Consider the following 6924-nt stretch of genomic DNA (forward strand, 5'->3'; position numbering starts at 1 on the left):
GCGTGGCCCGCCGCGCAGCTCCTCGAGTGGGCCCCACTGGCGGCCGAGGCGCGAGACCGAACGATGACCGTTCCACACCTGCGGGTTCGCGGCACGCTCGTCGCGGTGGCCGCGATCGGCCTTCTGGGGGCCGGCTGCTTCCGGAAGCCCAAGCACCCCGAGCCCGCGCCGGCGCCCGTGGTGCTGGAGGTGCACAATCGCGGCTTCTTCGACGTCGAGATCTACAATCTGATGCCGGGCGGCACGACGGGGTCCCGCCTGATGGGCGTGACCGGGTTCTCGACGGGCCAGGTGGTGATTCGCTACATGCAGCTCCAGCCGGGCGGCGTCCTGGCGGTGCGGGTGCATGCGATCGGGGTGCCGGCCTCGTGGACGAGCCCGGGGCTGTCGCTGTCGCCGGGCGACCATGCGGAGTTGGACATCTATTCGGACGCCAACGGGAACATGAATCGGAGCACGCTCTATCCGCTGCCCGGCGCGGACGGGGGCGGGACGGGCGGGACGCGGTAGGGCCGGCGGGGGGTCTTCCGCGGCCGTCGGTGGGTCGCTAGAATGAGTATATAGCTAGATGGCTATATACTCATATCAGGAGCGATTATCGTGGCCAGACAGAACGGGCGTGGTCCGATGGTGATCACGCATGAGGGCGGCCTCAAGTTCGCCGCCCAGATCAGGTCCCATCGGCTGATCGTCGATCAGCCCGCGGGCGTGGGCGCCGATGCCGGTCCGATGCCCCTCGAACTGCTCGGCGCCTCGCTCGGCACGTGCGTGGCGCTCTACGTCCAGCAGTTCTGCGAGGCCCGGGGGCTGCCCTACGAGGGCATGCGCGTGGAACTCGACCAGGTGGGCGCGCAGAATCCCGGACGCATTGCCCAGTACACGGTGCGGGTGCTCCTCCCGGCGGCGCTGCCGCCGCAGTACGCGGAGATGTTGGAGCGCGTGGCGCGCAGCTGTCCCGCCCACAACACGCTCGTGCATGGCACGGACGTCGTGGTCGAGATCCAGGCGCCGGCCGCCGCCGTGGCGTAACCCTGGCGCAAAGTTCCGGTCAATGCCCGACATCGGCGTGCTGCATCCGCCGACAGTCCGTGGCGTCCGGCGCCCGTACCTTCCTCGAAGCACATCGCATGGGCGTCGGAGCGGCCGCCTCCGGATTGCCGTCGGCGCACATCGCGGCTCACACTGCGGGGGACGTATGGCGAATCGGAAATCGTTGGTCCTGGGCCTGGCGACGGCGCTGCTGATGGCAGGCACGGCCGGCGCCCAGAGGGGCGGGCAGCAACAGCAGCAGCAACAGCAGCGCCTCCAGGAACATCAGATGACGCAGATGCAGGACATGGTGCAGCGCATGACGCAGATGCAGGAGCGCGCGCATCAGATGGCGCAGAACATGCAGCAGAACATGCAGCAGCAGCGGACGCAGCAGACCGACCAGCAACGGCTCATGCTGCAGACCTGCCAGGCCGCCGATCAGGCATCGCAACAGCTGCGCACGCTCGCCGAGCGGGCGCGCGACATGCAGCGGGACCAGAACATGGCCAGCAACGTCGATCAGCAGCGCGACATGGACCAGCTCCGGATCCACCTCCACACCATGGCCGATCAGATGGACGCCACGCTGAAGACCATGGAACAGATGCAGAAACGTATGGGCGCGCCGCCGGCTCCGTAATTCCGCCGGAAGCCGAGCGCTCCGCTCGGCACGCATCGCACGGTGCGTCCATGGGCCGTCGTGGGCAGCATGCCCACGGCGGCCCTCGCGCGTGTAGCGCGTCGATCGGGCGTCGACCGCAAGTGGCAACCTCCCCGACATTTTCCGGTCGCGAGAGGACGCCAACGTACGCGTCGCCACGACAGGATTGATGTGGCATACCCGACTTAAGGAAACGCAAAGACGCCGTACCCTTCCTCGTACATCGCCGGGAACCCGTTGCTCCGGAGAGGGCAACGATGCGCCGCGAGCATGATCTGCCGCGCCAACACCGGAGAAACGAGTGGATGCCCGCCGGCACGGGCCGCGGGCCTCCACGCCAAGAGACGGCGGAGCCGCCGAGGATGGAGGCATTTATGAATGCGATGCGGACGTTGCGAACGGCGGGGCTGATAGCCCTCGCCATGGGGGCCGCGCTGATCGGCAGTTGCAGCGACAGCCCCGCGGGTCCCGACAAGGCGGTGATCGTGGCGAAGGTGTCACTCGCCCGGAGCGTGGACAGCCTTCTCGTGGAAGACTCGCTCCCCCTCGCGGTGACGATCGAGAACGCGAGCGGCGTTCCGCTGGCGCGTAATGCGACATGGACGTCGAGCAATCCCACGTTGGCCACGGTCAGTGCGCAGGGCGTGGTCAGGGCGCTCGACGGCGGCGTGGTCACGATCACCGCCACGGTGGACGGAGTCCAGGCCACCACGCAGCTCTATCTATTGGAACGCGTGACCCAGGTGGCGATGAACCTGAACCAGACGCGCGACACGCTGCGCATCCGCGATACCCTGTGGCTGCAGGTGCAGCTGCGGGATCCGCACGGCGCGGCGTTGCAGCGTCAGGTCACGTGGCGGAGCAGCGATTCCACCGTCGTCCGCGTGGGCGTGAAGGATGCCGGGCCGCCGGCGCTCTCCCGCGGCGCGGCCATCGCGTCGGGCGGCCCGCAGCGGAACACCGCGGTGGGCGGATCGCAGGGCTACGTCCTCGCCATGGGGCCGGGCACGGCCGTCGTGACGGTGACCGCGGAAGGGAAGACCGATAGCCTCACCCTGATGGTGGGTGAACCGGTGGCCACGGTGGAACTCTCGCCCGCCAGCGCCGCGATCGGGCTCGGCGCCCGGCTGCGCCTGCAGGCGCGGCTCCGCGATCGCAATCAGGTGGAGATCCAGAGCCAGATCGCCTGGACGTCCAGCGATTCGACTGTCGCGACCGTCGATTCCACCGGTCTCGTGACCGGCATGCATCTGGGCAACGCCACGATCACGGCGACCAGCGAGGGCAAGAGCGCATCGGCGATGATCGCCGTTGTGGCGCCGGCCGCCGGATTCACGGTCCAGCCGGCGACGGTGGTGCTCATGGCCGGCCGCACGTTGCAGTTGGCGTGGACGGTGACCGACCTCTCCGGCGCGCCGGTGACTCGCGTGCCGATGTGGGAGAGCAGCGCGCCCGAGATCGTGTCGGTCGACGCGAACGGATTGGTGACCACGCACGTCGTGGGCACGGCGCAGATCACGGGAACGGTTGACGGCCTCACGGCCGTGGTTCCGGTGAACGTGGTGCCGGCGGCCGCTTCGATGACCATCCAACCGGCGTCGGTGACGCTGGCGATGGGCGAGAGCGTGGATTTCACGGTGACGATGGCGAACGCCGACGGGACGCCGATCGTCGACCGCACCGTGGTGTGGACGACCAGTGAGTCGTTCCGCGTGTTGGTGGACACCAAGGGCCACGCGGTGGCCCGGAACGGCGGCCCGGCGACGGTGACCGCCACGGCGGGCGATCTCTCGGCCACGGCCACGATCAACGTCACGGTCCCGGTGGTCAGCGTGAGCGTCGCGCCGACCGCCGATTCGCTGCTCATCGGCGATACGGTCCGTCTGGTGGGAACGGCGCATGACGCACGCGGCGGCCCGCTGCCCGGCATCTCGATGTCGTGGATGAGCGCGCAGCCGAGCATCGCGACGGTGGACGGAACGGGGCTCGTCACGGCGGTGGCCGAAGGCTCGGCCTCGATCCGCGTCACCCATGGGGAACTCCTCGCCGCGGCATCCATCGCCGTGTTCCGGCATCCGTCCTCGGTGGTGATCAGTCCGCCGCAGGCGCAGGTGCGGATGGGCGATCACATCACGGTGAAGGGCACGCCGAAGGACGAGAGTGGCAACTCGCTGGGAGGCAAGGTCACGTATACCACGAGTGACGCGTCGATCGCGACGGTCAGCACGTCGGGCGTGGTTACCGGTGTGGCCGAGGGGACGGTGACGATCACGGCGTCCAGCGGCGGCAAGAGCGCGTCGGCCCAGATCACGGTGTCGGGACCGCGGCCGTCGCCGGAGACGGCGTTCGGCAACAACCTCTCGGTGCCGGTGGTGTTCTCCGAGGGCATCGGGATCACCGGTCTCCCGGTGACCGTCGCCGGCGCCCCGAACTATGCCAACACCGGGCTGCGCCCGGGCGTCACCGAGAATCTGGTGGTCAATGGATTGCCGTACTTCTACGCCGGCAATGTGAGTGACTGCACGTGGCCGGACGGCACGAAAGCCTACTGCCAGAAGGGGCTCAACGCCTGGCAGGCGCAGTGGCTCGACGGATCCGCCGCGCTGCAGCACGCGTCCGCGACGTGGGGCGACAACATCATCAGCCAGTCCCTCCAGACGTCGGCGCCCGTGCGCGTCGAGGTGTCGCTGAACGATCTCACGAGCGGCACGCTCTCCGGATTCAACATGCAGGTGGTGTCGGGCACCGGCAGCACGGAATCGCAGGGCACGAATGGCGTGACGGCCGCGATGACTCCGACGATCTACTCCGTGATGCCGCACCTGATCGTGTCGAAGCTGGACACGTCGGGCGGCAATGCGGTTGGCAGTCCGCTGGTCGACAAGCGAGTGATCGACGCGCTGGGGGCCGAGGAAGGCCCAGGCAATTTCGCGGCCGAAGTGAACGTTGGTGGGAAGATCGTGTACGGCTACAACCTGCGGGTGAGCGAGGCCGGTTGGTACCGGGTGGCGTTCGTGCTCGAGGGTTCGGCCACCAACGGCGTCATCAACGCGACCCGCAACGTGACCATCGACGCGCTCACCAACTCGGCGACCGAAGAGGAGTCGGGTGGATCCGGTGGGTCCGGCAGTGGCTCGGGGGGTTCGAGCACGGGGACCAAGCCGGCTCCGCACCTGGCGGGCGATGGATCGTCCACGTGGATCGATATCTATATCGGCGCGGGCTCCGGAAGCGGTGAGGGTGGCGGTGGCAGCGGCGGTGGAGACACCGGCGCCGGCAACAACCTGTCGGTCCCGATCACATTCGCCGAAGGTCTCGGACTTGGTGGTCTGCCGGTGACCGTCGACGGCGCGGCCAACTACGTCAACACGGGCCTGCGCCCCACGGGCGGCACGGAGCCGGTCGTGGGTTCGCTGCCCTACTTCCCGACCAGCTACAACGTGTCCAACTGCTCGCTGGGCGGCACGCAGTACTTCTGCCAGGGCGGGGCTCCCGTCTGGCAAGCGCAGTGGTTCGATGCGTCAGGACAGGCGTCGCGCGACGCGCAAGTGGCGTGGGGCGACAACCTGTTGACCAACCACTTCAACACGCACGCCAACGTGCACGTCGAAGTGTCGCTCACCGACCTGACCACGCCGGCCATGCAGGGCTTCAACATGACGGTGATTTCTGGCACGGGCTCCACCGAGCTGAAGGGCACCGACGGCACCACGGGCACGTTCTCGCCGATGGTGTACACGCGCGGCGCCAGGCTCAAGGTGGAGTTGCTGGACAGCGCGACCCACGAGCCCAGATACACGCTGTTCGACAAGGGCCTCTGGGAGCTCGTCGACGGATCGGGACAGTTCTCGACCGAGGTCTCGATGGGAGGGACGCTGGTGTATTCGTACAACCTGCTCATGGAACAGATCACGGTTCCAACAGAAGTGGGGCACAAGTACGGGTGGTATCGCTTCACCTTCTCCATCGACGGGTCGGCACCGGTCACTCCGAACGTGCGCATGACACTGCTCGCAGGCGGAGGCGAATCAGGGACCACCGAGGAAGGGGGCGGAACGGGCGGCAGCGGATCGGGTGGCAGCGGATCCGGCGGCATTCCCTCGAAGAACGTTCCCACGCTGAACGTCGGAGCCCAGTCGACGTCGATCGACATCTGGGTCGACAAGGGCAGCGGCAGCGGTAGTCACCTGTAGTCCGGCCCGAAGGGCGCCGGGGGGTTCGCCCCCCGGCGTTCTTCTCTCTGGCGGCGGTCCGTCGCCGGATCTCCATGGAGGGATAATGACTCGCACAGCGCGCACGGCCGCCGTCGCGGCAGCCTGCCTGACTTTCATAGCACTCGCGGCGCCCGGCGCCGCGCGGGCCCAGACGGTGGACTACCGGGTCTCGGCCGGCTACTCGACGGGTTCCTACATCTTCAGCGGCACCGCATGGAGCGCCGTGATGTTCCACGGGCTCGACGTGCAGGCGGGCCGCTTCCGGTTCTCGGCCTCCGTCCCCATCGTGGCGCAGAACAACACCGCGCTCACGTACATCGGCGGGGTGATCGTACCCACGGGCGGGCCCGACGACGCGGCCGTGGCCGCGCGCCGCAAGGGGCAGCCGGTGGACATGGGCGCCGGGATGGGGCAGTACGGACAGGGGGCGACGAAGGGGCAGGGAGGGCCGTCCGGACAGGGCGGCCAGCGCGGCGGGGTGGGTGCGTTGGCGGCCGCCGCAGCCACCGACACATTCACCGTGACGCAGCCCGGGAACACGCAGGTGAACGTGGGCGATCCCGTGTTCACCGGCGACGTGGCGCTCTACCGCGGCGACGGGCTGGTGCGCAACATGAGCGTTCACGCATTCGCCAAGGCGCCGGTGGCGTCGGTGGCGTCGGGCGTGAGCACCGGCAAGTGGGACTACGGCGGCGGCGCGTCAGTTTCGCTGGGCTCGGCGCGCACGTTCTTCTTCGCCGATGCCTCGTACTGGGTGCTGGGCGACATGCCCGCACTCGAGTTGATGGACAATGTGACCTACGGTCTGGGGCTGGGCCAGTCGTTGGGCGAGGGCCGGTGGTCGGTGCTCGCCTCGGCGTCGGGCTCGAGCCAGGTGATCAGGAACGTGGATCCGCCGCTGTCCGCCGGCGTGAGCCTGGGGTATCGTCATTCGACGGCACAGTCGCTCACGGCGGGCGTCAACTTCGGGCTGACCGAATCGGCGCCCAAGGTCTCGGCGACGATCGGGTGGCGGAT

General features: G+C 68.5%; 5 protein-coding genes. All 5 read left to right on the top strand.

Annotation, left to right across the window (positions count from 1 at the left end; genetic code table 11):
• The first annotated feature begins 63 nt into the window (after positions 1–63).
• Entirely contained in the window at positions 64–510 is a 447-nt protein-coding gene (locus VNE60_08615; protein ID HVB31568.1) for a hypothetical protein, read from the top strand.
• 90 nt (positions 511–600) lie between these two features.
• A complete protein-coding gene (locus VNE60_08620) occupies positions 601–1029 on the top strand; it encodes an OsmC family protein (GenBank protein HVB31569.1) in 429 nt (142 codons plus the stop codon).
• A 166-nt stretch (positions 1030–1195) separates the two neighbouring features.
• Positions 1196–1672, top strand: a complete 477-nt coding sequence (locus VNE60_08625; GenBank protein ID HVB31570.1) for a hypothetical protein — start codon at positions 1196–1198, stop codon at positions 1670–1672.
• A 404-nt stretch (positions 1673–2076) separates the two neighbouring features.
• Positions 2077–5886: an Ig-like domain-containing protein gene (locus VNE60_08630; protein HVB31571.1), complete on the top strand. Its 3810-nt coding sequence runs from the start codon at positions 2077–2079 to the stop codon at positions 5884–5886.
• Positions 5887–5971: 85 nt separating this feature from the next.
• Positions 5972–6924: hypothetical protein (locus VNE60_08635; GenBank protein HVB31572.1), on the top strand; the 953-nt coding region annotated here is incomplete at its 3' end.

Source organism: Gemmatimonadaceae bacterium (assembly GCA_035533755.1).
Lineage (GTDB): Bacteria > Gemmatimonadota > Gemmatimonadetes > Gemmatimonadales > Gemmatimonadaceae > JAGWRI01.

What these genes read in the sequence shown, in the direction of transcription:
- VNE60_08630 (HVB31571.1), top strand. Translation starts at nt 2,077, where the DNA reads ATGCGGACGTTGCGAACGGCGGGGCTGATAGCCCTCGCCATGGGGGCC.
- VNE60_08625 (HVB31570.1), top strand. Translation starts at nt 1,196, where the DNA reads ATGGCGAATCGGAAATCGTTGGTCCTGGGCCTGGCGACGGCGCTGCTG.
- VNE60_08615 (HVB31568.1), top strand. Translation starts at nt 64, where the DNA reads ATGACCGTTCCACACCTGCGGGTTCGCGGCACGCTCGTCGCGGTGGCC.